The organism is Actinacidiphila sp. bgisy144 (assembly GCF_057708105.1).
In genome coordinates, this window is the sequence record NZ_JBYIRM010000006.1 from 172,655 (window position 1) to 196,690 (window position 24,036).

Below are 24,036 nucleotides of genomic sequence, written 5' to 3' on the forward strand. Positions count from 1 at the left end.
GGGGAACTGCGCGACAAGCCACCGCGGACCGCAAGGTCCCGACGAGGCACGGAACCCACCACCCCGGAGGGTGGGCGCCGCAGGGAAACCCGAGCGCATTCAGGGGCGCGGGGAACGGCGCGACAAGCCACCCACCGGCGGGTGGTCCCGCAACCCGCGGAACCCACCGCCCCGGGGGGCGGGTCAGGCCACGAAAAGCCCAGAGGGCTCCGACCCCTCCGGGGCAGCGCCGGAGCGGACGAGTTCGGCGGCCTGGGCGAGGCGGGCGGCGGCCTCGTCGGCGGCGGGGCCGCTGACGGTGAAGGGAATGCGGATGTAGGACTCGAAGGCGCCGTCGATGCCGAAGCGGGGCCCGGCGGGGACGCGGACGCCGAGCCGTTCCCCGGTGACGGCGAGGCGGGAGCCGGAGACGTCGCCGGTGCGGACCCACATGGTCATGCCGCCGCGGGGCACGCTGAAGTCCCACCCGGGAGTGTGCGCGCGCAGGGCCGTGACGAGGTCGTCGCGGCACTCGCGGGCCCGGTCCCGCCGGGAGGCGAGCGCCTGCTCCCAGCCGTCGCCGCGCAGCAGCCAGGCGACGGCGAGCTGGTCGACCACGGGGGACGCGAGGTCGAGGTAGGCGCGGGCGGAGACGAGGCGGCGCACCACGTCGGGGGTGGAGCGCACCCAGCCGATGCGCAGCCCGGCCCAGACGCTCTTGCTGGCGGAGCCGACGGTCATCACGGTGCCGCCGCGGTCGAAGGCGGCGAGCGGCCGCACCCCGGACTCCTCGCCGTCCAGGACGAGTTCGGCCATGGTCTCGTCGGCGACCACCGTGGCGCCGGCGACGCGGGCGGCCTCGACGAGTTCGCGGCGCTCGTCGTCGCCGACGAGGGTGCCGGTCGGGTTGTGGAAGTCGGGCATGACGTAGACCATGCGGGGCGCGGCGTCGCGCATGACGCGGCGCCATATGTCCATGTCCCAGCCGCCGAGGCGTTCGCGCAGCGCGACGGGCACCAGGCGGGAGCCGGTCTCGCGGAAGAGCTCCAGCACGTTGGCGTAGCTGGGCGACTCCGCGGCGACCCGCTCGCCGTAGCCGACGGAGTGGCGGGCGACCGCGCCGACCGCGCCCATCGCGCCGGTGGTGACCATGATCTGCTCGGGCATGGTGGGCACCCCGCGGGCGGTGTAGCGGTCGGCGATGGCCTCGCGCAGCACCGGCAGCCCGGCGGGGAAGTCGCCGTGGGTGGCGGCGTAGGCGGGCAGTTCCGCGAGGGCGCCCTGCATGGCGCGGGTCAGCCACGGTTCGGGGGCGGACAGGGCGGCGGTGCCGAGGTCGATCACGGAGCCGGCGGCGTCGGGCGGCAGGGGCTCCAGGCTGCGGGAGGGCAGGATGTGGCCCTCGGGGATCGCGGTCCAGCTGCCGGCGCCGCGCCGGGAGTGCGCGAAGCCCTCGGCGCGCAGCGCCTCGTAGGCGGCGGCGACGGTGGTGCGGCTGACTCCGAGGGCGAGGGCCAGTTCGCGTTCGGCGGGCAGCCGGGCGGCCACCTGGAGCCGTCCTTCCAGCACCAGCAGCCGTACGCCGTCGGCGAGGCCGCGGTAGGCGGGCAGCTTCCGGGCGCCGGGGGCGGTCGCGGCGGCCCGGTCGGTCGCCGGCCGGGGCGTCAGGAGCCGGGCCAGATGCGCCGCGCTCACCGTAGCGGTCCACTGAGGCATGAAACTCAGTCCACCTTTCCCTGATTGGCCATGGCAGGAAACCGTCCGCAGGCCACACAGTGTCATGCGCGCTCGTCCACACGCCAGGGGGGTCCCTATGAGCCGTCCACTCGCCCACCGCCTCGTCGTCCTGTACGCCGGCCTCGCGCTGTACGGCGCGAGCGACGCCCTGCTGGTCCGGGCCTCGCTCGGTCTGGACCCGTGGGACGTCTTCCACCAGGGGCTCTCCCGGCTGACCGGGCTGAGCATCGGCGCCGTCTCCATTGTCGTCGGCGCCGCCGTTCTGCTCCTGTGGTGGCCGATCCGGCAGCGGCCGGGGCTCGGCACTGTCTCCAACGTGGTGCTCGTCGGGCTCTCGCTGGACGCCACCCTCGACCTGGTGCCCTACCACGCGGCACTCGCGGTGCGGGTACCGCTGATGGTGTGCGCCGTGGTGCTCAACGGCGTCGCCACCGGCCTGTACATATCCGCCCGCTTCGGCCCCGGCCCGCGCGACGGCCTGATGACCGGGCTGCACCGCAGGACCGGCCGCTCGCTGCGGCTGATCCGCACCGGCATCGAGCTGACCGTGCTGGTGGCGGGCTTCGCCCTCGGCGGCGGCGTGGGCGTGGGCACGGTGCTGTACGCGGTGTCGATCGGTCCGCTCGCCCAGTTCTTCCTGCGCCTGTTCGACGGCTCCGCGGCCACTACGACCGGCTCTGCGGTGATTCGCCGGGAAGCGCCGGAACACCGAGTGGTGGACACGATTTAGCCCTGAGGGGTGCGGGCGGGTAGTGTACGCGGTTGGCCCAGCGACCTGACCGCCGTCGACGGCAAAAGATACGACGACAGTGGGTGACATATCCCGCCAAGTGTGACAAATGGGATGTCGCTGGGTAGAAACAGGGGCGACACGACGGGCGACGCATATCCCGAAACGGGAATCTTCACCGCCGACCGGACGTTGACCGGATGACGACGACAGCGACACCTGTCCTGTGGGCGACCAAAAGCCCGGGAGGCACGATTCATGAGTGAGCGAGCTCTCCGCGGCACGCGACTCGGGGCCACCAGCTACGAGACCGACCGCGGCATCGATCTGGCCCCGCGCCAGACCGTTGAGTACGCATGCCGGAACGGACATCGATTCGAGATGCCGTTCTCGGTTGAGGCCGAGATTCCGCCGGAGTGGGAGTGCCGCGCCTGCGGCCAGACCGCGCTCTTGGTGGACGGAGAAGGTCCCGAGGAGAAGACCACCAAGCCGGCGCGCACGCACTGGGACATGCTGATGGAGCGGCGCACGCTCGAAGAGCTGGAGGAAGTGCTCGCCGAGCGGCTGGCCGTCCTCCGTTCCGGTGCGATGAACATCGCGGTGCATCCGCGCGACAACCGCAAGACCGCCTGACCGGACCCGGGTCCGCGGCGCCGCGGACCCGCCCGGGCCCGCACCCGCGGCGGCCCGCGATCCCTTCCGCCCGGCCGGAGCCCACCGCTCCGCGCCGGGCGCAGCTATGCCCCGGCGCGGGCCCGGCGGCGGCGCACCCGCGCCACCCCTGCGGCCACCGCTCCCCCGGCCACGACCGCGGCCAGGACCGACCACGCGACCGTGTGCCGCCGCGCCACCGGCGACGCCGGGGAGGCGTCCACGGCGATGACGGCCCGGTCGTTGCCCGGGGTGCGGTCGAAGGGGCCGTAGGTGCTGATGGTGCCCTGCGCGCCGGGCACCACCCGGTCGATGCGCACCCGGAAGCCGATGACGGTCGTCCGGCCCTGCGCCGGCCCCGGCCCGAAGGGGTCGGTGCCGATGTCGCAGACGAACGCGCCCCCGGACTTCGCGGGCCGGTCGCACGCCCAGGTGCCGCCGTCCTCCTCGATGGTGTACGGGATGGACGTCACCGTGGTGCCCTCCGGCGGCACCACCTTGAAGCCGCCCATCGTCTCGCTGCCCAGCGGACGCCCCGGGCCGTTGTTCCGCACCCCCAGCCGCACCGTGACCGTCTGGCCGACCCGGCCGCGTACGGTCGCGGTCACCGGCTGGTAGTCGGCCTGCACCGTGGTGGTGACACGGACGGTGCCGGTGGCGGCGGTGAAGCCGCGGTCCGCGGTCCTGGCCAGCGCCAGCGGGGCCTGCGTGCCGCGCACGGTGAACCCGGCCGGGCGGGTGCGGTCGGACGACCAGCTGTAGGTGAGGGTGCCCGACATCCGGCCCGCGGCGGCCGTGTAGCGGATCGGGGCGCTGGTACGGAAGGCGGTGTGCGGGCCTGCCGCGGTGGCGAAGCCGCACCAGGCCGAGGTGAAGGACGGGTCGAAGAAGCAGTTGCCCGGGCGCGAGGTGAGCTTCAGCCCGGGATCGGCGGAGACGGTCAGTGCGACGCCCTGCCGGGCGGCGAAGCGGCTGTGGTTGGCGAAAGCGAGGGTCACCGGGCGGGAGCTGCCCGGCGCCACGTCCTGCGCCGTCAGGTCCTTCCCGGGCACATCGAGGGAGGGGCCGCCCACCGTCATCCGGGTGGACCCGGTCACCTCGGCCGCGTTGTCCGCGACGGCGGTGTACGTCACCGTCCCGCCGTCACCGGGTGCGACGCCGTCCACGCCGTTCAGCGTGAAGGGCGCCTCGGACTCGCCGTCGTCGTTCTGCACGTCGCCGTAGGAGCAGGTGAACACCGCGCCGGACCGGGTGCAGTTCCCGCCGCCGCCCGCGCTCACCCGGGCGACGCCGGCGAGCCCCGAGGCGTCCACGACGACCCTGACATCGCGGGCCGGGCCCGCGTCGCTCGCCCGCACGGAGACGGGGATGACGAAGCCGCTGTTCGTGCCGTCGGCGCCCTCGTCCGCCGCGTACATCACGAATGTCTTCGGCGCCTCGGCCCGCAGCACCACCCGACCCGCCCCGGCCGCGGCCGCGGGCAGAGCGGTCGCGAACGGCACCGCCGCCACCAGGAGACCGCCCAAAGCCACGGACAGGGCGCGGGCGGCGGTGCGTACCCGCCGCAACAGCATGATCATGCGGGCACTATGCCAACTCCCGCCCCCGCACACCATTTCCGCCTCTGGCGGCGCTCCCGTGCCCGCTCAGTCCCGGTTGACGACCTCGCCCTGGACGACCTTGTCCCCGCCGCCCGCGGGACCCCCGCCGGGGCCGCCGCGCCCGCCCCCGAAGCCACCCGGACCACCCGGGCCACCGAAACCGCCGAAGCCGCCAGGTCCGCCGAGTCCGCCGCCTGGCATCGGCACCGCGCGCGAGAGCAGCGCCCGGTCCACCCGGCGGCCGATGAAGGCCCGGGTCGGCGGGAAGAGCAGCACCAGCGCCACGGCGTCGGAGACGAAGCCCGGGATGATCAGCAGCAGCCCGCCCAGCATGGCGAGGCCGGTGCGGCCGCCGCCCTGCGGCGGGCCGGGGGCGACCCCCTGCTGCTGGGCGCTGACGGACGCCGTCAGATTCCGCCAGGCGCTGCGCCCGGCCCGCTTGACCGCCGCGGCGCCCAGCACCAGCCCGGCCAGGATGCACAGGAACACGACGAAACCGCTGGTCGCCCCGGCCACCAGGATCAGCAGCCAGATCTCCAGCACCGCCCAGGCCGCGATCGCGAGGGGCACGATGGTGCGGGCCCGGGAGCGCCGCCGTCGCTGCGGCCGGACCGGTGGCGGTGTCGTCGTCGTCATATCTCAAGTGTGCCAAAGACCGGGTAAAGCCCGGCTCAGGGTTGCCCCCTTCCCCTGGCTCCCGCCGGCTCCCACCCCGGCGCCGGCTACGGCAGCGGGCGGCGCCCGGTGATCTTGCCGGCGCGGGCGCCCACACCCCAGGCGGTGACCCGCCACAGCGCCTCGGCCACGATGTTGCGGCTCATCTTGCTGTCGCCGCGCTCGCGCTCCACGAAGGTGATCGGCACCTCGACCACGTGGAAGCCCGCCTTCACCGCGCGCCAGGCCAGGTCGACCTGGAAGCAGTACCCGGCCGAGGCGATGTCGCCCAGGCCCAGGCTCTCCAGGGTCTGCCGCCGGAAGGCCCGGTAGCCGCCGGTGACGTCGCGCAGCGGCACGTCGAGCATCAGCCGCGAGTAGGTGCTGCCGCCGCGGGAGAGGTACTCGCGGTGCTTGGGCCAGTTGACCACCCGGCCGCCGGGAATCCAGCGCGAGCCGAGCACCAGGTCGGCGCTCTTCAACGCGGTGAGCAGCCGCGGCAGTTCCTCCGGCTGGTGCGACCCGTCGGCGTCCATCTCCACCAGCACGCCGTAGTCGTGGTCGATGCCCCACTGGAACCCGGCGAGGTAGGCCGCGCCCAGGCCCTCCTTGCCCTTGCGGTGCATCACGTGCACCTGCGGGTCGTCGGCGGCCATCTCGTCGGCCAGCTTCCCGGTCCCGTCGGGGCTGTTGTCGTCCGCGATCAGGATGTCCGCGTCGGGCACCGAGGCCCGGACCCGCTTGACGATCGGCCCGACGTTCTCCGCCTCGTTGTAGGTGGGGATGATGACCAGGACCTTGCCGAGGGAGTCAAAGCTCCGCTGCCCGTCCTCGTTCACTGCTGCGACTGCCCTTTCGCCATGCGCGTGCGCTCCAGCCTGCCGATCGCGACGGCGGCCGCGCAGGACAGGAGACCCACCATAGCGAGTGCCCACTCAGGTGCCGCACCGACTCGGTCCGCGACCGTCTTCTCGTCGCGCAGCGGAATGTCGGCGCTGATGACCTGCTGGGTGAACTCCTTGCTGCGTTTCTCGATCGTCCCGTCCGGCTCGACCACCGCGCTGATCCCGCTGGTCGCCGCGGTGACCACGGCCCGGCCGTGCTCGACCGCGCGCAGCTTGGACATCGCGAGCTGCTGGTCGGGCTGGCCGGTGCGGCCATACGTTGCGTTGTTGGTCTGTACGACGATGGCTTGGGCGCCGGCGTTCACTGTGTCGCGAACAATTCCGTCGTAGGCCACCTCGAAGCAGATCACGTCGCCGAGGTTCGCCGGGCCGATCCGGAGCACTCCGGTGCTCTTACCTGGGTAGAAGTCCTTCGGGATCTCGTTCAGCATCGGAATGACCTTGGTCAACTCTTTACGGAACGGGACGTACTCGCCGAAGGGCACCGGGTGCTGCTTCGTGTAGTGGTCGCCGGGGCCGGTGAGCGGGTCCCACACGATGCCCTCGTTCTGCACGTGGTCCTTGTCCGGGCCGTCCACCAGCGCCCCGACCAGCACCGGCACGCCCACCGCCTGGACCGCCTCGCTGATCTTCGCGTACGCCTGCGGGTAGGTGAAGGGGTCCAGGTCGGAGGAGTTCTCCGGCCACAGCACGATGTCGGGCTTGGCCACCTTGCCCGCCTTGATGTCCGCGGCGAGCTTGAGGGTGGCCTGCACGTGGTTGTCGAGGATCTTCATCGGGCGGCCGAGGAAGTGCATGCCCGGCTGCTGCACGTTGCCCTGCACGATGGCGACCTTCACATGGCCGACGGCATCGGTGTGGATCGGCACCAGCAGTCCGGCCAGCAGCACCGCCGCGGACAGCACCAGCGCGCCGGCGGCGGGCAGCAGGCCGCGTACGGCCGCCGCGGGGGCCCACGGGCGCCCGGCCCGGCCGCGCCAGGCCCGGTGGGCGGCCAGGGCCGCGGCGGCCAGCACGGTGCCGCTGAGGGCCACCGCGAAGCTCACCAGCGGGGCGCCGCCGAGCGCGGCGAGCGGGGTGAACGGCGAGCCGGTGTTGGCGAACGCCAGCCGCCCCCACGGGAACCCGCCGAACGGCAGCCGGTCCCGGACCAGTTCCTGCGCCACCCACAGGCACGACGCCCACAGCGGCCACCACGGCAGCCGCCGCGCCACCACCATCAGCGCGGCCATCAGCACCAGGTACAGCGCCTCGATCGCCGACAGGCCCACCACGGCCAGCCAGATCACCGACCGCAGCCACACCAGCAGCCACAGGAAGAACGGGAACGCGAAGGCGAAGCCCAGCCACGCGCCCTGCCGGACCGTGCGGCCCTCGAGCACCAGCGCGAGGCCGGCCACCGCCACCACGGACAGCGGCCACACCCCGTACGGCGGGAACGCCGCGGCCATCATCAGGCCGAACGCCGCGGCGACCGCGCTCCTGGGGGCGGCGGCCCTGGCCGTGGCCTTCCACCGCGCCCGCCGGGTCACCGGTACGACCGGTGCGACCGGTACGACGTTCACTTCGGCGGCGGGCGCGGCCCCGTCGGGCGCGACCCCGTCGGGCGCCGCGGGGGCGTTCGGCGGACGCAGGCGCACAGGCGTGGCCTTCCTGCAGGTGGGGACATCTGACGAGGGTGACGGTACCCCGTGTTCCTGGGGGGTTGATGGGTGCGGGTCCGCCCGGGCTGCCCCTGCACGCCGGTTCCCGGACCTTGCGGCCGGTGGGTGGCTTGTCGCGCAGTTCCCCGCGCCCCTGTCGGGGTTGCTCAGCGTCGTCGGGTGCGGGTGGGGCGAGCTGCGGAGCAGCCGCACGTACTCAGGGGCGCGGGGAACTGCGCGACAAGCCACCCGGCGGGCGCAAGGTCCCGTGACGAGGGGGCGGGGCACCCCGGGGGGTCGGGGCACCCAACGGGAGCGGGCCCGGACACCCTTCGGGCCGACCTGGGAACCGCTGGCTGCGGCTCGGCACCGAGGCCGTTGTCTACTGGGTGTCCGGGCCCTTCCCGGGTCACACCTGCCGATCGGGCGGCACTCCCCCCGCGTTCCGCGCCGCGGACGCTGGACCTGGCTGCCAGTGGCGGCGCGCGGTGGGCGCGGCGCCCCATGACCCAGCGGTGTTCGACGCAACCGCGGAGAGCCCCCGGTCCGACGTCCTGTGGTGGACCTGGCCGAACCTACCCGCCGCCGACCAGCCACTGTCAACACCGCTGTGACCTGCGGATCTTCGACAAATCAGCAGGTCAGTGGCGAGGTGTCCGGGCGGCTGCGACACGCCGCGGGGCGGGCACCGCGCACCGTTCGGGCGCATGCCGGAAAGCGCAGGTCACCCGTTCGGCGGGTGGTGGACCGTACGGCCGGCGACGACGGTGCGCAGGGCGGTGGGCAGCGAGGTGCCCGGGGTGAGGTCGGGCAGGCCGGGGGTGCCGGAGCGGGGGTCGGTGGACCAGTTGGCGACGCGTTCGTCGGGGGTCTGCACGACCAGGTCACCGACCTGCCAGACCGCGTAGTCGGCCGGGGCGCCGGGGGTGAGGACGCCGGCGTCGTCGCGGCCGGCGGCCCGCCAGCCGCCGCGGGTGTGGGCGTTGAAGGCCGCGCGGGCGGAGACACGGTGCCCGGGGGTGCGGTGGAAGGCGGCCGCGCGGACGGCGCCCCAGGGGTCGAGCGGGGTGACGGGGCTGTCGGAGCCGAGGACCAGCGGCACCCCGGCGCGGGTCATCGCGGCGTACGGGTTGAGGGTGCGGGCGCGCTCGCGGCCGAGCCGGGCGGCGTACATGCCGTCGTCGCCGCCCCAGGTCGCGTCGAACGCGGGCTGCACGGAGGCGATCAGGCCGAACTCGGCGAACGCGGCGATCGTCTCGGCGGTCATCAGCTCCGCGTGCTCCACGCGGTGCCGCAGGGCCCGTACGCGGCCTGTGCCGGCCGTGGCGGCGGCCGCGCGCACCCCGTCGACCACGGCGGCCAGCGCGGCGTCCCCGATGGCGTGGAAGCCCGCCTGGACCCCTGCCTGGGTGCACACGGTCAGGTGGCGGGCGATGGTGTCGGCGTCGAGGTAGGTGACGCCGAGGTGGTCGGCGTCGGCGTAGGGGGCGTGCAGGGCGGCGGTGTGGGAGCCGAGGGAGCCGTCCACGAAGAGGTCGCCGCCGGCGCCGAGCGCGCCGAGGTCGCGCAGCCGGTCCAGGTCGGCGGGGCCGGTCACGGGCTCGGCCCAGTAGCCGTGCACGCGGGGGCCGGGTTCGGCCGCGGCGAGGGCGAGCAGGCCGGTCAGGTCGTCCTGCGAGGAGATGTCGGGGCCGGCGCACTCGTGGAGGCTGCCGATGCCGCGGGCGGCCGCGTGGCGCAGCGCGGCGCGCTGGGCGGCGGCGCGCTGGGCGGGGGTCACGGCGGCGTAGGCGGCCGCGCGGGCGGCGTGGTGGGCGTCGCGGGTGACCGGGCCGGTCTCATGGTGTCCGGGCAGGCCGGCGGCGCCGGGCACGAGGGCGAGCAGGGCGCTGGTGACGGCGGCGGAGTGGACGTCGGTGCGGGCGAGGTAGAGCGGGCGGCCGTGCACGGCCCGGTCCAGTTCGGCGCGGGTGGGCGGGCGGCCCTCGGGCCAGCGGCTGTCGTCCCAGCCGTGGCCGAGCAGCACCCGGTCGCCGGGGTGGGCGTCGGCGTAGGCGGCGGTGCGGGCCAGGGCGTCGGCGAGGGTGCGGGCCGGGCCGAGGTCCAGGCCGGTCAGGGCGAGGCCGGTGGCGGTGGTGTGCACGTGGGCGTCGACGAAGGCGGGGGTGACCAGTGCGCCGTCGAGGTGCACGACCTCGTCCACGCCGTCGGCGAAGGAGTCGGCGGCGCCTTCGGAGCCGACCCAGGCGACGGTGTCGCCGTCGACCACCATCGCGGTCGCGAAGGGGTCGGCGGGGCTGTAGACGAAGCCGCCGCGCAGCAGCACGGTGCCGGCTGCGGGGCGGTCGCTGGGGTGCTGGTCGGGGGTTTTGGTCGCCGCTGCGGCGGGGCGCTGGTGCATACCGCCAGTCTGCCCGGGCCGGTGGCGCGGTCAGATCCGGGGGGGCCTGGATTCGTAGGCGGTGGACAGCACCACGGTGGTGCGGGTGGAGACGCCGGCCAGGGAGCGTATCCGCGACAGCAGGTGCTCCAGCTCGATGGGGGCGGAGACGCGCACCTTGAGGATGTAGTTCTCGTCGCCGGCCACGCTGTGGCACGCCTCGATCTCGGGTACCTCGGCGAGCCGGTCGGCGATGTCGTCGGGTGCGCTGGGGTCGAACGGCTTGACGGAGATGAAGGCGGTCAGCGACAGGCCGACCGCTTCGGGGTCGATGACGGCCGCGTAGCCGCGGATGACGCCGCGCTGCTCCAGCCGGCGGACGCGCTGGTGCACGGCCGAGGTGGACAGGCCGGTGGCCTTGCCCAGGTCGGTGTAGCTCATCCGCCCGTCGGCGACGAGCAGTTCCACGATGTGCCGGTCCAGCTCCTCCACAGCCGTTGACCTTACCGGCACCGCGGGGTCCGTGGGCACGTCTCGGCCGGGCCCGGGGTGGCCGGTCACGGGCCGAGCAGGCGGCGCAGGTGGGCGTTGCCGAAGGTGCCGTCGGGGTCGAGCTCCGCGACGAGCGCCTGGAAGTCGGCCATCCGGGGGTACAGGCCCCGTACGGTCGCGGGGTCGGTAGTGGCGAGCTTGCCCCAGTGCGGGCGGGCGCCGTAGGGGGCGAGGGCGGCCTCCATGCGGCCCAGGACGGGGGTGACGGCGGCGGGGTCCTGGCGCCAGGTGAAGTGCAGGCCGACGGTGTCGTGCCCGTAGGCGGGGCTCAGCCAGAGGCGGTCGGCGGCGATGGTGCGGACCTCGCAGGTCATCAGGACCGGGGCGAGCGTCTCGCGCAGGTCGGCGAGCGCGGCGATGGCGGCGGTGCCGTGGACGCGGGGCACCAGGTACTCGGACTGGAGTTCCGCGCCGCTGCTGGGGGTGAACTGGGGGCGGAAGTGCGGCAGCCGCTCGTACCAGGGGCCGGGGGTGCCGTCCTGCGGGGTGCAGTGCACCGGGTCGACGCCGGGCACGGGGTGCAGCGGGCCCGGGGCGGGCTCGGTCCACGGCAGTTCGGGTTCGGGGGTGCCGTCGAGGCGCTTGAGCCAGACCTGGGTGAAGCGCGGGGCGCGCCAGTCGGTGAAGAGGCTGACGCTGTAGGCGGCGCCGGTGAGGGTGTCGAAGTGGGCGAGCGCGTCGGCGAGGGCGAGGCCGGTGCGGGCGGTCTGGCGTACGTCGAAGGCGGGCACCGTTTGCAGCGTCAGGTGGGTGGTGATGCCGAGGGCGCCGAGGGAGACCACGGCGCCGTCGAAGCGGTCGCCGTCCTGCGCGCGGCTGAGGCGGAGGGTGTCGCCGCCGGCGGTCAGCAGGTCCAGCGCGGTCACGGAGGCGGCCAGGGAGCCGTTGGTGTCGCCCGAGCCGTGGGTGCCGGTGGCGACCGAGCCGCCCACCGAGATGTGCGGCAGGGACGCCATGTTGGGCAGGGCCAGGCCGTGGGCGTGCAGGTACGCGGCGAGTTCGGCGTAGCGCACGCCGGCGGCGACGCGGACGGTGCCGGCGGCGCTGTCGATGTCCATCTCGGCCGGGAGCGCGGCCAGTTCGACGAGGTCGCCGTCGGTGTCGGCGATCGCGTTGAAGGAGTGGCCGCTGCCGAGCGCCTTGACGCGGCGGCTGCCGGCGACGATCGCGCGCAGTTCGTCGAGCGTGGTGGGCCGGTGCACGCGCTGTGCGCCGAACGTCAGGTTGCCCGCCCAGTTGGTCCGCATGCCGTGCCACTCCCGCCCGCCGGCCCGCTGCCGACACAACCGTGCTGGTCCCCGCCTTCTCGTCACCCTATAAGGCGGCCGTGCGGGTGGCTTTCGGGGGCACCGGGGGGCGTAGGGGCGCATCGCGGGGGCGCATCATCCGGCCATTCCGGGAGTGTGACGAAGGCCACACTGCGACGGCGCGGAGGGCTCCGCATGGCGCGATTACCCGCGTAGCACGGCGGGAAGTGCTCGCTATGGCCGCGAGCGTGAAGCCGGGCCGGCCCAACGGAGGGCATCACCCAAGGGGGAAACCCATATGCGTCACCCTGTGCGCCACAGCCGCAGTGCCCGGACGTCGTCCACCGCCGCGGAGGGTCACGAACGCGACCTCGCGCTCGCTCCCGCGCCGGCCGCCGACAAGGCCGCCGCCGGCGATGACCACGCCGCCGACGCCGACGACTTCGACCCGGCGGACGGCTTCGACGACGGCGCGGAGCCCTACGACGAGGACGGCGACGACCTCGCCGACGTCGTACGCCTCGCCTGCCCCGACTGCGGCCGGCCGATCGCCGTCGCCGGCGACGACACCCTGCTGCCGCCCCACGCGGTGTGCCCCAACCCCTGGCAGCCCTTCGGGCTCACGGTCTGCGCCGGCTCCGGCCGCGCGGTGGCCGAGGCCGGAGCCCTCGAGCCGCTCGTGCTGGCGCCCGCCCACGAGCCCCTGGCCCCGGCCCGCCCCCTCGACTGGCGCACCCAGCCCTTCTCGCACGTCGGCGGCCCCGGCTCCCGCCCCGTCCGCGTCCCCGCCCAGCGCGCCGCCCACCCGCCGCTGGCCGCCTGAGCAGCTGGGCGTCGCGGCCGGAAGGGGGCGCGTGGGCGCCCCCGACGGCGAGGAGCCGCACACACCCGCGGCCGGTACCTAGCCGCGGGTCTCCGGGCCCACCAGGTGGCGTGCGATCACCATCCGCTGGATCTGGTTGGTGCCCTCGACGATCTGGAGCACCTTCGCCTCGCGCATGTACCGCTCGACCGGGAAGTCCGCGGTGTAGCCGTACCCCCCGAGCAACTGCACCGCGTCCGTGGTGACCTGCATCGCGGTGTCCGTGCAGAACAGCTTCGCCATCGCCGCCCGCGCGCTGAACTCCCGCCCGGCGTCGCGCAGCCGGGCCGCGGTGAGGTAGAGCGCCCGGCCCGCCTCGACCCGGGTGGCCATGTCCGCGAGCATGAACCGCAGCCCCTGGAAGTCCGCGATCGGGCGGCCGAACTGGCGGCGCTGGGCCATGTGGTCCGCCGCCGCGTCGAGCGCGGCCTGCGCCACGCCGATCGCACACGCGGCGATCCCCAGCCGCCCGGCGTCGAGCGCGGCGAGCGCGATCGCGAAGCCCTGCCCCTCCTCGCCGATCCGCCGCTCGTCGGCCACCTCGACCCCGTCGAAGTGCAGCTGCGCGGTCGGCGAGCCCTTCATCCCCATCTTGTGCTCGGGCGCCCCCGCGCTCAGCCCGGCCGCGTCACCCGGTACGAGGAACGCGGAGATGCCGTGCGCGCCCTCGCCGCCGCTGCGGGCCAGCACGGTGTAGAAGTCGGCGACGCCGCCGTGGGTGATCCACGCCTTGGTGCCGTCGATCGTCCAGGAGTCGCCGTGCCGTACGGCCCGGGTGCGCAGGCTCGCCGCGTCGGAGCCCGAGGTCGGCTCGGACAGGCAGTAGGCGCCCAGCAGTTCGCCGCCGAGCATCGCGGGAAGGTGGTCGGTGCGCTGCTGCTTGCTGCCGAACGCGGCCACCGCGTGGCAGGCCAGGGTGTGCACGCTGACCCCGAGCCCCACGGTCAGACGCGCGGCCGCCAGCTCCTCCAGCACCTGGAGGTAGACCTCGTACGGCTGGCCGCCCCCGCCGAACTCCTCGGGGTAGGGCAGGCCGAGCAGCCCGGAGCGGCCGATCAGCGCCATGGTCTCCCGCGGGAAGTGCCCGGCCTCCTCCTCCGCCGCGGCGGAGGGCGCGATCTCGCGGCGGGCCAGGTCCCGGGTCAGGTCGAGCAGAAGGCGGGCCTCGTCGGTGGGCAGCTGCCGTTCGACCGGCTGCGGGCCTTGCTGGGGCATGGCGGCACATCCTCCCTGTGGGGTGGCGGCGGCCCCGCGCGAGGGTGAGGTGGAGCCGTCCGGTGAGAACTACCCCGTTCCCGTCGCGATCTCCCACGCCGGGTCTCGGCAACGGGTGATCAACGGGTCCGGCGCATGGAGTATGCCGTATGGGGGCGAAGACGTCACCGGCGAATTACCGCCACGGCTCCTCCCGCCGCAGGGGTGCACCCACCGGGTGCCGCCGGGCGACACCGGCCGACACGGGGCGCCACCGGCCGCCACCGGCCGCCTGCGGGGGCCGCAACCGCGGGGGCGACCCGCCGCGTCCCCTGGTTCGGCGCCCGGGCGGTCCGGGCCGCGCGGGCGAACCCGTCGGACACCCGCGAACGGAGCGGAAGGCCACGTACGCTGCTGCGCATGGAGAGCTTGGAGGCGTCCGATCCCCGGTCGGTGGGCGGTTATCCGCTCTTCGCCCGGCTGGGCGCGGGCGGCATGGGGCAGGTCTACCTCGCCCGCACGGTCGCGGGGCGGCCGCTGGCGCTGAAGACGGTCCGCGCGGAGTTCGGGCTCGACCCGTCCTTCGGCGAGCGGTTCGCCCGCGAGATCAGGAACGCGGACCGGGTGCGCTCGCCGTGGACGGCCGCCGTGGTCGACTACTCCCCCGAGGGGGCGAGCCCGAAGTGGCTGGCGACGGAGTACGTGGCCGCGCCGTCGCTCGCGGATTGGATACGGGCGCACGGCCCCCTGCCCGCGCGGAGCGTGGTGGCGCTCGGCGCGCAGTTGTGCGAGGCGCTGCACGCGGTGCACCGCGCGGGCCTCGCGCACCGCGACGTGAAGCCGTCGAACGTGCTGCTGGCGCGGGCCCGGCCGCTGCTGATCGACTTCGGGATCGCCCGGGCCGCCGACGACACCCGGCACACCAGCACCGGTGCGATGATCGGCTCGCCCGGGTACATGGCGCCGGAGCAGGCCACGTCCGGCGGCTCGGCCGAGCCGGGCGACCTGTTCGCGCTGGGCGCGGTGCTGGTCTACGCGGCGACCGCCCGCGGCCCCTTCCACCACCCCGGCGAGACCGTCTCCACCGCCGCCCTGCTCTACCGCGTGGTGCACGAGGACCCGGACCTGACCGGGGTGCCCGCCGAACTGCTGCCGGCGGTGTCCGCGCTGCTGGCCAAAGACCCGGCGAAGCGGCCGGCGGCGCCGGCGGCGGCCGAACTGCTGGGCGGCGCCGGGCAGATGTCCGCGCCGCCGCCGTGGGGCGGCCTGCTGCCGCCGGGGCTGGCAGGCGAACTGGACGCGCGCGAGGCGGAGATGCGGGCCGCGCTGGCCGCGGCTCCCCCGGCAAATCCCCCAGCTGATCCCCCGGCCGGTTCACCGGCCGCTCCGCACACCGATCAGCCAACCGCCCCGAAAGCCGCCGCGCCCGGTGCGCCCCCGGTGGCCGCCACCACGCCGTACGGGCCGGAGTCCGCGACCTTCCGCCACCCCGCCTACCAGGGCCAGGGCCTTCCGACGGGCCCTCAGCCGCCCGTACCGGGGCCGCAGGCACCGCCGCGCGGGTATGCGCCACCGAGCGGTCCGCACGGCCCCTCGGGGCCTGCCGCGGCCCCCGGCCGCGGGCGCCGCGGCGGCACGGTGGCGGTGGCGGCCGCGGTCGCCGTGGTCCTGGTCGTGGCCGGCTCCGTCGCGGCCTACCGCTGGCGGCAGCACTCCGGCGGGAGCGACGACGCCGCCGACGGGACCCCCGCCGCCACGCCCCCCGGCACCACCGCCCCCACAGGCACCGCGTCCGGCACCGGCGACGGCTCCGGAAGCTCGGGCGACGATCTGCCCGCCGCCTGGATCGGCACCTGGTACGGCGTGGGCCCGGGCGTGCCCTCGCTCACCGGGAAGGCCAAGGTCACCATCACCTTCACCGGCGGCGCGCGCGGCAGTGTCGTCGGCAAGGAGGTCACCCATGTGACCGACCTGTTCGGCGGCGCCGACATCGGCTGCGTCGACACGCTCGGCTACACCGGGCAGGACGGCTCGACGCTGGAGTTCCAGACGGTGTCCAGCACCCCGTCCGACCCGTCCAGCGGCACCGTGTGCTCCGGGGTGCGCGTGTACACCCTCACCCTCGGCGGCGACGGCCGGACGCTGGCGCTGACGAACTACACCGACCTGTCGGTGGGCGCCCCCAGCACGTTCAGCAAGCAGAGCTGACCGGCACCGAGCAGAGCTGACCGGCGCGGGCGGTCAGCTCGCGTCGGCGAGCAGCAGGGTGCCCATCTGCTCGGGCGGCGCGGGGCGGCCGTAGTACCAGCCCTGGCCGGTGTCGCAGCCCAGGTCGCGCAGGTAGCCGGCCTGGGCGCTGGTCTCCACGCCCTCGACGGTGACGGACAGGCCCAGGCCGTGCGCGAGGGAGACGATCCCCTCGACGATCTTCAGGTCGACCGGGTCGGCCGGGTGGTGGCTCATCCCCCGGGTAAAGGCGCGGTCGAGCTTGAGCACGCTGACCGGCAGCCAGCGCAGCGAGGAGAGGTTGGAGTAGCCGGTGCCGAAGTCGTCCAGGGCGATCTCGACACCGAGGTCCGCGATCCGGCGCAGCGGCTTGAGCGCGTCCTGGTCGGCGCCGATCAGCGCGCTCTCGGTGACCTCCAGGCACAGCGCGTCCGGCGGCAGGCCGCTGTCGTCCAGCACCCGGGTGACCTCGGCGACCAGGTCGGGGTGGTGGAGCTGGATCGGCGAGAGGTTGACGTTGACCCGCGGGGGGCGGGCGCCGTGGTGGTTGCGCTGCCACACCTCGGCCTGCCGGACCGCCTGTTCCAGCACCCAGCGGCCGAGTGGCACGATCTGCCCGGTGTTCTCGGCGAGCGGGATGAAGCGGTCCGGGCCGATCACGCCGTGCACCGGGTGGCCCCAGCGGACCAGGGCCTCGGCGCCGTGCACCACGCCGTCGCTGAGCCCGATGAGCGGCTGGTACTCCACGAAGAACTCGCCGCGCTCCAGCGCGCCGGGCAGCCGGTTGGTGAGGCTGTGCCGGGTGATGGCGCGGGCGTCGGCGTCGGGGTCGGCGACCTCGTAGCGGTTGCCGCCCAGTTCCTTGGCCCGGTACATGGTGATGTCGGCGCTGCGCAGCACGTCGGCGGCGGCGTGCTCGGCGGTCGGGGTCAGGACGATACCGATGCTGCCGTGCACCGGCAGTTCGCGGCCGTCGACGAGGACGGGCGTGGCGAACGCCTCCAGGATGCGGCCGGCCAGGTCGGTGACGGCGTCGAGGCTGGGCGGGTCGGTGTACAGGGCGACGAACTCGTCGCCGCCGATCCGGGCCACGAGCTGGTCGGGCGAGGTCAGGCAGTTCCGCAGCCGGTCGGCGACGGCGACCAGCAGCTGGTCGCCGACGGCGTGGCCGAGGCTGTCGTTGACCGCCTTGAAGCCGTCGAGGTCCAGGTAGCACAGGCCGATCCGGCGCCCGGCGCCCGCCTCGCCGCCGTCGGGCGCGTCCTGGTCGGCGAGCGCCTGGTCGAGCCGTTCGAAGAACAGGGCGCGGTTGGGCAGGCCGGTCAGCGCGTCGTGGGTGGCCTCGTGGCGCAGCCGTTGCAGCAGTTGGCGGCGCTCGGTGATGTCCTCCAGCAGGGCCAGTTGGTACTGGGGGGCGCCGGCGCTGTCGCGGAGCACGGAGACCTGGAGGTTGCCCCACAGCACGGAGCCGTCGGCGCGCGGATACGCCTTCTCGGTGTGGTAGCCGTCGCGCTCGCCGCGGAGCATCTCGCCGTTGAGGGCGCTGATCACCGCGGGGTTGTCCGGGTGGGTCCACTCCGGGACGGTGCGCTGCATGACGTGCCGTTCACCGCCGAACATGCGGCTGAGCGCGTCGTTGATCTCCAGGACGCGGCCGTCGAGGTCGGCGATGCCGATGCCGATGGCGGCGCCTTCGAAGACCGCGCGGAAGCGGGCCTCGCTGGCGGCCAGCGCGCGTTCGGCGTCGGCCTGGGCGGCCAGTGCGGCGCGGGAGATCGACTCCTGCTCGTGCAGGGTGCGTTCGCGCAGCGCCTGGGAGAAGCCGACGGCCACGGCGTGCTGGAGGCGGGAGCAGCGGGCGCGGGTCTCGTCGGCGGACAGGCCGCCGGGCGGGCAGTACAGCACCAGGTAGGCGTCGATGACGCCGAGGATGCTGGGCAGCGCCTCGGGGTCGGTGCAGTGCGCGTCGACCAGGGCGGCGCCGACCGGGACCGCGGTGCGCGGGTCGAACCGGTCGGCGCTGAGCGCGTCCCGCAGCACGCGGGCCAACGGCCGCAGGTACGCCTCCAGTTCGGCCCGGGTCATGGAGGTGGCCGTCAGCGGGTAGACCGCGCGGGCCCAGATGGCGGCGAAGCGGCGCAGGCTGTCGTCGGCCGCGGCCCGGGCGCACAGCTCGGGGTCGGCGTGCGCCAGCACCTCGGGTTCGGCCCGGCCCGGTGCGCCGGCGGCGGCCGGGGGTTCGGGGGCGTGGTCGGGGGCCGTTCCGGGAGCGGCGACCGCCGGCCCGTCCGCGGGGGCGGCGGCCGGCCGGGTGCCGGCTCGGCGCGCCGCGTCGCCGGCCGCCTTGGTGCTCACGCCTTCAACCCCACACCGGCGAGCCCGAGCAGCACCACCGGGTCGTCGTCGTCGGCGGGCGGGGTGTCGGGCCGCCAGTGGGGCAGGTGCACGATGCCCGGTTCCACGATCTCGAACCCGGCGAAGAGCGGGCGCAGTTCGTCGGCGGTGCGGTGCACCAGGGGGCTCGCGGTGCGCTGGTAGACCGTCGCGACGTCGCGCTGCGCGTCGGACTGGCCGGTCGACTCCGCCGGGGTGGCGTGGGTGATGGCCATGATGCTGCCGGGGGCGAGGGCGTCCCGCAGGGTGGCGATGATCTCGCCGGGGCGGTCGTCGTCGGACAGGAAGTGCACCACCGCGATGAGCATGAGCGCGACCGGCCGGTCCAGGTCCAGCAGGCGGCGGACCTGGGGCGATTCCAGGATGGAGCGCGGGTCGCGCAGGTCGGCCGCGGCGATGTCGGCGTCGGGGTTCCCGGCGAGCACCGCGCGGCTGTGGGTGACGGCCACCGGGTCGTTGTCGACGTAGACGACGCGGGCGCCGGGGTGGGTCTCCTGGGCGACCTCGTGCACGTTTCCGAAGGTGGGTATGCCCGAGCCGATGTCGAGGAACTGGGTGATGCCCTGCTCCAGCGCGTAGTTGACGGCGCGGCGCATCACCGCGCGGTTGGCCTGGCCGATCTTGGGCATCCCCGGCAGCGCCTTCAGCGCGGTCCGGGCCGCTTCCCGGTCGACCTCGAAGTTGTGCGAGCCGCCCAGGAAGTAGTCGTAGATCCGGGACACGCTCGGAACGGTGATGTCGATGTTCTGCGGGGCCCAGGACGGTCGGTCGGTCACGGTCGGTGCTCCAGGTCGTGGGAGTGCGGACGCGGCAGGCGGGCAGAGGCCGGATCGGGCAGACTCCCGGATGCTCGACCGAGATTACTGATCACTTGTTCGGAGTGAAGCACATCGCCGGAAACGCGAGGTCCGTTTTGCTCGGCTGGCACCGGCATGTACCGATGCGGATACGCGCACCTGCGGAGACGCGCACCCAGCAGGAAGGGCCCGTGGCGCCTGAGCGCCCCGGGCCCGACCTTATCGCGCGGACGGTGATCGGATGAGTGCTTCTAAAGATGAACCGCTCGTCGGTGTACGGTCCTTAACGGCTCAGCAGGAGCCCTCGTCCTTCCAGACGCCCCACTCGCCGGTAGTGCCGGGCTGCTCGTTGGTGGTCCACCACTGGGCGAGCCATTTGTGGCCGCCGTACGACACCTCGTCGCCGCCGGTGTAGACCGCGGAGGCGCTCCAGGCCGCCACGTCGGCGCAGCTGCCGCCGGCCGGCGGGGTGGTGGTGGTCGGGGTGTCGGTGGGCGTGCCGGTGGGCGGGGTCGCGCCGGCGAACTCCACGGAGTACTTGGCGAAGTCCCAGGAGTTCTGGGCGACCGAGCTGCACGAGCCGGAGGTGCTGCCGTTGTTGTCCGGCGGGCTGCACTGGCGGTCGCGGTTGAGCGACCAGAAGGTGAAGCGGCCCATGCCGTGGCTGGTGGCGTAGTCCAGCACGGTCTGGAAGTCCGCCTGGGTGAAGTACTCGCCGGTGTCGCTGCGGCCGTTCATGCCGGAGAAGCCCTCGTGGGCGTAGGCGGTCGCGGCGCTCCAGCCGAAGGTGCTCTGGAGCAGGCTGTTGAACGCGGTCAGGGCCGCGGTCTGGGAGGCGGCGCCGTTGTCGAAGCCGCCGTCGAAGGGCATGATCGAGAAGTTGTTCGGGGTGAAGCCGATCGACTTGGCCTCGTCGAGCATCTGGGTGCCGAACCAGCCGGTGCCGGCCGAGGTGCCCGGGGTGGTGACCGAGAGGTAGATGCCGGGGTTGTTCTGCTGGAGGATCTTCGCGGCGCCCAGTTCGTTGGCGACGGCCGCGGTGTTCTCGTACTCCGGCTCCTCCAGGTCGAAGTCGATCGCCTTGAGCTGGTACTTGTCGACGACCTGCTGGTAGGCGGCCGCGGTCGAGGCCGCGTCGGAGCACGCCTGGCCGAGCTTGGTGCCGCCGTAGCCGCCGATCGACACCGACACGTCGCCGCCCTTGGCGCGGATCGCGGAGATGGTGGCCGCGACCGAGGTGTCGGAGGACACCGGGTTGGTGCCGCCCCAGGTGGGGCTGCACCCGCCGCCGCTGGGGGCGAGGATGAAGGCGAGCTGGAAGGCCTTCAGGCCGCTGGCGTCCATGATCGCGGTGGCGTCCGGCGGGTTGTTGTCCAGCGGCATCAGGTAGGGCGCGGCGGCGTACCAACTGCTGCTGAGCGCGCTGGCCGTGGGGGCCGCGCTGGCCTCGCCGGTGCCGAGGGCAGCCGCGGTGCCCAGCCCGGCGGCGGCCAGCAGCGCGGCGGCCACTCCGGTGCCGAGGGCTTTGAGACGGTTCACGTCGGACCTCCTGTGGGGGGAACGTCCCAGCAGGTTCCTGCGGTGATCCGAACACGTCAATAGGTTGGTCCAGACCTTTGGGTCAACCCACAAATTGGTCTCTACCAGTGCGGGCGGCCCGCCCCGCCCGCACGCCAACCGGCCCCCGCCCGGCGCGGGATGCGCCGGACGGGGGCCGGTACGGAAGCGAGCGGGTGCGGGCAGGTACGGCCCCCGCGCTCAGACCACGCCCACGGACTCCAGCGCGCGCCGCTGCCCCGGGCTCGGCTTCACCGGGAAGTACAGGTAGGCCACACCGCCGGAGCCGGAGCCCACCGAGCCGCTGGCGGTGATCCGCTTCGTGCGCAGCCACACCGTCTCGAACTGCGCCCGCCGGTAGACGTTGCGCACCGCGTCGTCGTCCGCGCTGGCCGGGTCGTTGGCCACCACGTCGCCCTCGGCGGTGAAGCCGACGATGCACATCAGGTGGCCGGAGGTGCTGTAGTTCGCCCCGTCCAACTCGCTGGCCAGGAACGACTGGGAGGTGATGACCGGGATGCCGGCCTTCACCAGGCGCTCGATGTCGTTCAGCGAGTGCAGCTGGGTGACGACGCCCTGGAGGTCCTGGTAGGTGGCCGCGTAGGCGGCGTTGAACGGCCAGTTGCCGCAGCCCTCGTACTGGTAGTCGTACGTGTAGCGGGCGCCCTGGTCGACCTGCGGGTCGGCGTAGGAGGGGTCCACCCAGGCCAGGTCGGCCGCGCTCGGGCCGCGGCCCCAGTACTCGATGACCATGGTGGAGGAGGTGGGGCTGCACCACGCCTCGCCGCCGTTGTCGTACTGCGGGTACTGGCCCTTGTGGATGTCCTGCGAGTAGCGCGGCACCGGCAGTTCCACCGCGCCGTCCAGCCCCGGCACGGAGGCGGGCACCGTGTAGCGGTCGGGGATGTCCGAGGCGAACGCGCCCGCCCGCCACACCGTCGGCGTGTCCTTGGTGCCGGGCTTGCGGTAGAGGGTGACCCGCAGCCGGTAGGAGGCGAGCAGCTTGCCCGCGCTCGCGTCGTCGATGGCGAACGTGTCGGTGTAGATGCTGCTGACGTCGTCGCTCTGGTCGTCCACGGAGGTGCGGCGGATGTCGTCGTCGCTGTCGCCGGAGGTCCAGCGGCCCATCACGTAGGCGGGGGTGGCGGTGCCGTCGGTGTACGTGCCCAGCAGCTCGACCTGCAGCCAGGTGCCCGCGGGGGTGTGCGCGTTCCAGGAGGAGACCAGTTCGGTGGCCGGGTGCGGGAGCTGCCGCCGCGGGGAGGTCCAGGTGGCGTACTCGTACGTACCGGTCCTGCCGGTGTGCGGGTCGGCGTAGTCCGTCGTGCCGGCCGGGCGGGCGATCCGCACCCCGGCGCGGGAGCCGGGCACCGGCTCGGTACCCCGGTGCTCACCGGTGTTCCAGTCGGCGTGGGTGCTCCAGGCGTGGTAGTCCACCGGCGCGGGGTCGTCCGCGGCGGCGCCCGTGCCGCTGCCGCCCGCGGGCTGCCCGGCGGGGGTTCCGGCGGCGGGCGTCCCGCTGCCGGCGGGCGCGGCGGAGGCGGTCTGCGCGTTCGAGGCGGCGACGGTGGCCGCGGCGGCGAGCGCGGCGGTCAGCACGGCACGCCGGGGCGCGTTACTGGTCATGTGGGTGGTACCTCGGTTCCCCTCGACGTGAACGGGAGATGGCCCGGCCGGGCCCTGTCGGGGCACGGCGGGTGCCGACCACTATCGTCGCTGGACGGGCCGTTCACCAGGGTTGCCGTGTTCCCGGACGGATCATTATTGGCCTATACCACTGACGGTCACGCTGGAAGAACGACCAGGTCACGCCCGGTCAGGTTGAGCCGCTCCCCGCCGTCCTCGGTGCACACCACGATGTCCTCGATGCGCGCGCCGAACCGCCCGGGCAGATAGATCCCCGGCTCCACCGAGAACGCCATGCCCGGCTCCAGCGCCCGCGCGCTGCCCGCCACGATGTACGGCTCCTCGTGCGTCTCCAGGCCGATGCCGTGGCCGGTGCGGTGGATGAAGTGCGCGCCGTAGCCGGCCGCGGCGATCCGGTCCCGGCCGACCGCGTCCAGCGCCTGCGCGGTGATCCCGGGGCGGACCGCCTCGGTCTGCGCGGTCTGCGCGGCCAGCAGCACCTCGTACAACTCGCGGAACTCCGCGGGCGGCTGACCGACCGCGTAGGTGCGGGTGGAATCCGAGCAGTAGCCGTCGGGGGTGGTGCCGCCGATGTCCACCACGACCGGGTCGCCGGCCTTCACCACCCGGTCGGAGACCTCGTGGTGCGGGCTGGCGCCGTTCGGCCCCGAGCCCACGATGACGAAGTCGACGGTGACATGCCCGGCCGCCAGGATCGCGTCGGCGATGTCCGCCGCGATCTCCCGCTCGGTGCGGCCCGGCCGCAGCCACTCGCCGATCCTGCGGTGCACCCGGTCGATCGCCGCGCCCGCCCGGCGCAGCGCCGCCACCTCCGCGGGCGTCTTGCGCATCCGCAGCACGGAGAGCACGTCACCGGCCAGGCCCGCCTGCGCGGTGGGCAGCGCGTCCTGGAACGCGAGCAGCTTCTCCGCCCACATGTGGTTGTCGACCGCGAAGCGGGCGGTGTGCGGCGGCAGCCGGCGGGCGATCATCGCGTAGGCGTCGTCGGTCTCGGCGAAGCCGACGATCTCCACGCCCAGCGCACCGGCCGGCGACGCCTCGGCGGCCGCCTTCTCCAGCGCGGGCACCACCAGGAACGGGTCGGCGTCCGCGGGCACCACCAGACAGGTCAGCCGCTCCAGCGGCAGGGCCTGGTAGCCCGTCAGGTAGCGCAGGTCCGCGCCCGGGGAGACCAGCAGCGCATCGAGCCCGGCGTCGCCGGCGGCCTGCCGGGCCCGGTCCAGTCGCTCCGGCGGAAACAGTTCGGCCGCGCCGGCCGTGCCAGTGGATTGACTCACGCC

General features: G+C 74.3%; 18 protein-coding genes. 4 read left to right on the forward strand and 14 right to left on the reverse strand.

The window, feature by feature from the left end; all coding sequences use genetic code 11:
* Positions 1–183: 183 nt before the first annotated feature.
* Positions 184–1,695 (reverse strand): MocR-like transcription factor YczR, encoded by a 1,512-nt coding sequence (yczR, locus tag AC3EVP_RS09500; RefSeq protein WP_435128067.1) that lies wholly within the window; start codon positions 1,693–1,695, stop codon positions 184–186.
* Between the two features lie 64 nt (positions 1,696–1,759).
* On the opposite strand from yczR, the gene yczE reads away from it, so the two are divergent.
* Positions 1,760–2,446 carry a membrane protein YczE gene (gene yczE / locus AC3EVP_RS09505; protein WP_488179794.1) on the forward strand — a complete coding sequence of 229 codons (687 nt, stop codon included), beginning with the start codon at positions 1,760–1,762 and terminating at the stop codon, positions 2,444–2,446.
* Positions 2,447–2,704: 258 nt separating this feature from the next.
* The gene (locus AC3EVP_RS09510; RefSeq protein WP_031517570.1) at positions 2,705–3,079 is read left to right on the forward strand and encodes an RNA polymerase-binding protein RbpA; all 375 of its coding nucleotides are present in this window, start codon (positions 2,705–2,707) and stop codon (positions 3,077–3,079) included.
* A gap of 104 nt (positions 3,080–3,183) precedes the next feature.
* Here AC3EVP_RS09510 and AC3EVP_RS09515 read toward each other — a convergent pair whose 3' ends face one another.
* The 7 genes from AC3EVP_RS09515 to AC3EVP_RS09545 all read right to left on the reverse strand — a co-directional run bounded on the left by AC3EVP_RS09515 (position 3,184) and on the right by AC3EVP_RS09545 (position 12,079).
* Complete coding sequence (locus AC3EVP_RS09515; RefSeq protein WP_435128071.1) at positions 3,184–4,677, reverse strand: hypothetical protein; 1,494 nt, start codon at positions 4,675–4,677, stop codon at positions 3,184–3,186.
* A gap of 66 nt (positions 4,678–4,743) precedes the next feature.
* Positions 4,744–5,334 carry an FxsA family membrane protein gene (gene fxsA / locus AC3EVP_RS09520; RefSeq protein WP_435128073.1) on the reverse strand — a complete coding sequence of 197 codons (591 nt, stop codon included), beginning with the start codon at positions 5,332–5,334 and terminating at the stop codon, positions 4,744–4,746.
* 86 nt (positions 5,335–5,420) lie between these two features.
* On the reverse strand, positions 5,421–6,191 hold the full coding sequence (locus tag AC3EVP_RS09525; protein WP_435128075.1) for a polyprenol monophosphomannose synthase: 771 nt from the start codon (positions 6,189–6,191) through the stop codon (positions 5,421–5,423).
* Positions 6,188–7,897 (reverse strand): apolipoprotein N-acyltransferase, encoded by a 1,710-nt coding sequence (gene lnt / locus AC3EVP_RS09530; protein ID WP_435128077.1) that lies wholly within the window; start codon positions 7,895–7,897, stop codon positions 6,188–6,190. Before lnt ends, AC3EVP_RS09525 begins: the two co-directional genes overlap by 4 nt.
* A 727-nt stretch (positions 7,898–8,624) precedes the next feature.
* Positions 8,625–10,301 (reverse strand): amidohydrolase, encoded by a 1,677-nt coding sequence (locus AC3EVP_RS09535; RefSeq protein WP_435128079.1) that lies wholly within the window; start codon positions 10,299–10,301, stop codon positions 8,625–8,627.
* Between the two features lie 30 nt (positions 10,302–10,331).
* On the reverse strand, positions 10,332–10,772 hold the full coding sequence (locus AC3EVP_RS09540; protein ID WP_328473841.1) for an Lrp/AsnC family transcriptional regulator: 441 nt from the start codon (positions 10,770–10,772) through the stop codon (positions 10,332–10,334).
* A gap of 65 nt (positions 10,773–10,837) precedes the next feature.
* Complete coding sequence (locus AC3EVP_RS09545; RefSeq protein WP_435128082.1) at positions 10,838–12,079, reverse strand: FAD-binding protein; 1,242 nt, start codon at positions 12,077–12,079, stop codon at positions 10,838–10,840.
* Positions 12,080–12,377: 298 nt separating this feature from the next.
* Between AC3EVP_RS09545 and AC3EVP_RS09550 the strand changes: the two genes are divergently transcribed.
* Positions 12,378–12,902 carry a hypothetical protein gene (locus AC3EVP_RS09550; RefSeq protein ID WP_435128084.1) on the forward strand — a complete coding sequence of 175 codons (525 nt, stop codon included), beginning with the start codon at positions 12,378–12,380 and terminating at the stop codon, positions 12,900–12,902.
* A gap of 78 nt (positions 12,903–12,980) precedes the next feature.
* Here the strand turns inward: AC3EVP_RS09550 and AC3EVP_RS09555 are convergent, their stop codons facing one another.
* A complete protein-coding gene (locus AC3EVP_RS09555; RefSeq protein ID WP_435128086.1) occupies positions 12,981–14,156 on the reverse strand; it encodes an acyl-CoA dehydrogenase family protein in 1,176 nt (391 codons plus the stop codon).
* Between the two features lie 399 nt (positions 14,157–14,555).
* Here AC3EVP_RS09555 and AC3EVP_RS09560 point away from each other — a divergent pair, with 399 nt between their 5' ends.
* On the forward strand, positions 14,556–16,343 hold the full coding sequence (locus AC3EVP_RS09560; protein WP_435128088.1) for a serine/threonine-protein kinase: 1,788 nt from the start codon (positions 14,556–14,558) through the stop codon (positions 16,341–16,343).
* 33 nt (positions 16,344–16,376) lie between these two features.
* On the opposite strand, the gene AC3EVP_RS09565 is transcribed toward AC3EVP_RS09560, so the two are convergent.
* The 5 genes from AC3EVP_RS09565 to AC3EVP_RS09585 form a co-directional block, all read right to left on the reverse strand.
* The gene (locus tag AC3EVP_RS09565) at positions 16,377–18,557 is read right to left on the reverse strand and encodes a putative bifunctional diguanylate cyclase/phosphodiesterase (protein ID WP_335976278.1); all 2,181 of its coding nucleotides are present in this window, start codon (positions 18,555–18,557) and stop codon (positions 16,377–16,379) included.
* A gap of 155 nt (positions 18,558–18,712) precedes the next feature.
* The gene (locus tag AC3EVP_RS09570) at positions 18,713–19,531 is read right to left on the reverse strand and encodes an SAM-dependent methyltransferase (RefSeq protein ID WP_435128090.1); all 819 of its coding nucleotides are present in this window, start codon (positions 19,529–19,531) and stop codon (positions 18,713–18,715) included.
* A gap of 312 nt (positions 19,532–19,843) precedes the next feature.
* Positions 19,844–21,091: a chitinase gene (locus AC3EVP_RS09575; protein ID WP_435128092.1), complete on the reverse strand. Its 1,248-nt coding sequence runs from the start codon at positions 21,089–21,091 to the stop codon at positions 19,844–19,846.
* Between the two features lie 219 nt (positions 21,092–21,310).
* A complete protein-coding gene (locus AC3EVP_RS09580; RefSeq protein ID WP_435128094.1) occupies positions 21,311–22,735 on the reverse strand; it encodes a C39 family peptidase in 1,425 nt (474 codons plus the stop codon).
* Positions 22,736–22,893: 158 nt separating this feature from the next.
* Positions 22,894–24,033, reverse strand: a complete 1,140-nt coding sequence (locus AC3EVP_RS09585; protein WP_335976025.1) for a M24 family metallopeptidase — start codon at positions 24,031–24,033, stop codon at positions 22,894–22,896.
* Positions 24,034–24,036: the final 3 nt, after the last annotated feature.

Excerpts from the sequence above, each read along its gene's own strand:
- AC3EVP_RS09535 (WP_435128079.1), bottom strand. The coding sequence starts at position 10,301 with ATGCACCAGCGCCCCGCCGCAGCGGCGACCAAAACCCCCGACCAGCAC.
- yczR (WP_435128067.1), bottom strand. The coding sequence starts at position 1,695 with ATGCCTCAGTGGACCGCTACGGTGAGCGCGGCGCATCTGGCCCGGCTC.
- yczE (WP_488179794.1), top strand. The coding sequence starts at position 1,760 with ATGCGCGCTCGTCCACACGCCAGGGGGGTCCCTATGAGCCGTCCACTC.
- AC3EVP_RS09560 (WP_435128088.1), top strand. The coding sequence starts at position 14,556 with ATGGAGAGCTTGGAGGCGTCCGATCCCCGGTCGGTGGGCGGTTATCCG.
- AC3EVP_RS09545 (WP_435128082.1), bottom strand. The coding sequence starts at position 12,079 with ATGCGGACCAACTGGGCGGGCAACCTGACGTTCGGCGCACAGCGCGTG.
- AC3EVP_RS09515 (WP_435128071.1), bottom strand. The coding sequence starts at position 4,677 with ATGATCATGCTGTTGCGGCGGGTACGCACCGCCGCCCGCGCCCTGTCC.
- AC3EVP_RS09550 (WP_435128084.1), top strand. The coding sequence starts at position 12,378 with ATGCGTCACCCTGTGCGCCACAGCCGCAGTGCCCGGACGTCGTCCACC.
- AC3EVP_RS09555 (WP_435128086.1), bottom strand. The coding sequence starts at position 14,156 with ATGCCCCAGCAAGGCCCGCAGCCGGTCGAACGGCAGCTGCCCACCGAC.
- AC3EVP_RS09580 (WP_435128094.1), bottom strand. The coding sequence starts at position 22,735 with ATGACCAGTAACGCGCCCCGGCGTGCCGTGCTGACCGCCGCGCTCGCC.
- fxsA (WP_435128073.1), bottom strand. The coding sequence starts at position 5,334 with ATGACGACGACGACACCGCCACCGGTCCGGCCGCAGCGACGGCGGCGC.
- AC3EVP_RS09510 (WP_031517570.1), top strand. The coding sequence starts at position 2,705 with ATGAGTGAGCGAGCTCTCCGCGGCACGCGACTCGGGGCCACCAGCTAC.